At 41.8% G+C, this 1,594-nt stretch carries 3 protein-coding genes; all 3 read right to left on the bottom strand.

Going from position 1 to position 1,594, the window contains the following annotated elements; all coding sequences use genetic code 11:
- Positions 1–265: 265 nt before the first annotated feature.
- The 3 genes from QUA13_RS32390 to QUA13_RS32380 all read right to left on the bottom strand — a co-directional run bounded on the left by QUA13_RS32390 (position 266) and on the right by QUA13_RS32380 (position 1,554).
- Positions 266–493 carry a hypothetical protein gene (locus QUA13_RS32390; RefSeq protein ID WP_333205182.1) on the bottom strand — a complete coding sequence of 76 codons (228 nt, stop codon included), beginning with the start codon at positions 491–493 and terminating at the stop codon, positions 266–268.
- A gap of 370 nt (positions 494–863) precedes the next feature.
- Positions 864–1,163, bottom strand: coding sequence for a hypothetical protein (locus QUA13_RS32385; RefSeq protein ID WP_333205180.1), 300 nt, complete (start codon positions 1,161–1,163; stop codon positions 864–866).
- Positions 1,164–1,344: 181 nt separating this feature from the next.
- Positions 1,345–1,554, bottom strand: a complete 210-nt coding sequence (locus QUA13_RS32380; protein WP_333205178.1) for a hypothetical protein — start codon at positions 1,552–1,554, stop codon at positions 1,345–1,347.
- Positions 1,555–1,594: the final 40 nt, after the last annotated feature.

Raw genomic sequence — 1,594 nt, 5'->3', positions numbered from 1 at the left:
TTGATAACTTTCGGGCGAGGCTATTAGCTTGCTTTTCTAATTAGTTTTGCTTATCACCTTGACTCCAGAAGAGCCAGGAATTTAAGGGAGGCATGGCGATTTATCTCCTTTTTGTTGTATGGCTATACCAGTGAATTATTATTATTAAATTTGATTTAGCCATCACAATCACCATCAAAACGCCTTTTAAAATTGGAAATATACCCTACAATCGCTGGTACGGGAGCATTTTTCACTTGATGACAACAGCCTTACAATCACCTGTTTAGCAATTACCAATTACGATTTCTGATTCCACTGCCAACCACGATCGCCAATCATTATGGCTGACCGCTGAGATGAACAAATATCTGCTATCGTTCAAGCATACAGAATAACTATTTTCAGTGCGAGCGTCAGAGTTAGCTGTAGCTGAGGCTTCAGTAAAAGCAATATAAGGACTAACATAGACCTTTGTGGAAGTGCTAGCCAGAGTCGAGGTATTTTCGCCCATAGCAAAAGCTTTAGCATCCGCACTGCCCAATCCATAGGTAGCAAAAGTGTTAGGGCTACCAGTCGCGATCCTATAACCAGCACCTACAAGCTTGCTGGCTTCTAAGGATTTTTTATAAATAATCTAAATCATCAATAATCATGTTTATTTGCACCCCAACAATTTTTAGTGACTGCTTAACTGATGTTAGAAACCGAGCCAGCCAAAGCCATTAAGTATGTTGCCACTGTCATTAAGTATGTTGCCACTGTTCAAAAGAGCTATGTAAAGTTGGGCAAGCATTTGTGACTTACCTATCTAGAGGTTAATTCAGCAATTCTTGCATTGCTTTACATAGCTGGTTTCTGACTGCTTATTTGCACTATTGCGATTACGAGTAGATGCTAAAATCCGAACTAGCCGCGATCGAAGTGCCACTAGAGGAAGAGCCGTAAGGTGTGGTCTCTGCGTTATTGAAGGTCTGAGTCAAACTGCCGTAACCGTAGGCCTTGGCCTTAGATTCAGCAGTGGCTGCATGACCAAAAACATACACGTTGGAGTTGATGTATTTATTTAGGTTGAAATACTCGTTGAACTGCACGTTAGAGTAGTCATAGCCTAAGTCAAAACCGCCGAGGACGCTGCTTGTTTCAGAAATGCTTTCGACATGGTTCAGGTCTGAGATAATCATGGGTTTTCTCCGCGAGAATCAGTGTGGTTTATGTAAAGCGTACACGATTTGTTCGAGGAGTTTAAACTGTAGTTACCCTTAGGGTTTTACTGACTGTTTGACGGTCGAACTACTACGGCTTGGCGATGCTTGATTGAGTTTAAACTCCAACGATAACTAAAGTCTGGCTTGAGTGTTATGATTACGAGTAGATGCTAAAATCCGAACTAGCCGCGATCGAAGTGCCGCTAGAGGAAGAGCTGTAAGGTGTGGTCTCTGCGTTGTTGAAGGTCTGAGTCAAACTGCCGTAACCGTAAGCCTTGGCCTTAGATTCAGCAGTGGCTGCATGACCGGAAACATACACGTTGGAGTTGATGTAAGCTGTTGCACATTTAAACTGTGATACAAGCATTACCCTTATTTTTGATTTTGCGACTCCATTTAATTATTAA

Source organism: Microcoleus sp. S28C3 (genome assembly GCF_036700785.1).
Taxonomy (GTDB): Bacteria; Cyanobacteriota; Cyanobacteriia; order Cyanobacteriales; family Microcoleaceae; genus Microcoleus; species Microcoleus asticus.
Note: the sequence above shows the minus strand (reverse complement) of the source record. Positions and strands in the feature narration are given on the sequence as shown.

Coding starts and splice junctions, on each gene's coding strand:
- QUA13_RS32390 (WP_333205182.1), bottom strand. CDS start 493: ATGGGCGAAAATACCTCGACTCTGGCTAGCACTTCCACAAAGGTCTAT.
- QUA13_RS32385 (WP_333205180.1), bottom strand. CDS start 1,163: ATGATTATCTCAGACCTGAACCATGTCGAAAGCATTTCTGAAACAAGC.
- QUA13_RS32380 (WP_333205178.1), bottom strand. CDS start 1,554: ATGCTTGTATCACAGTTTAAATGTGCAACAGCTTACATCAACTCCAAC.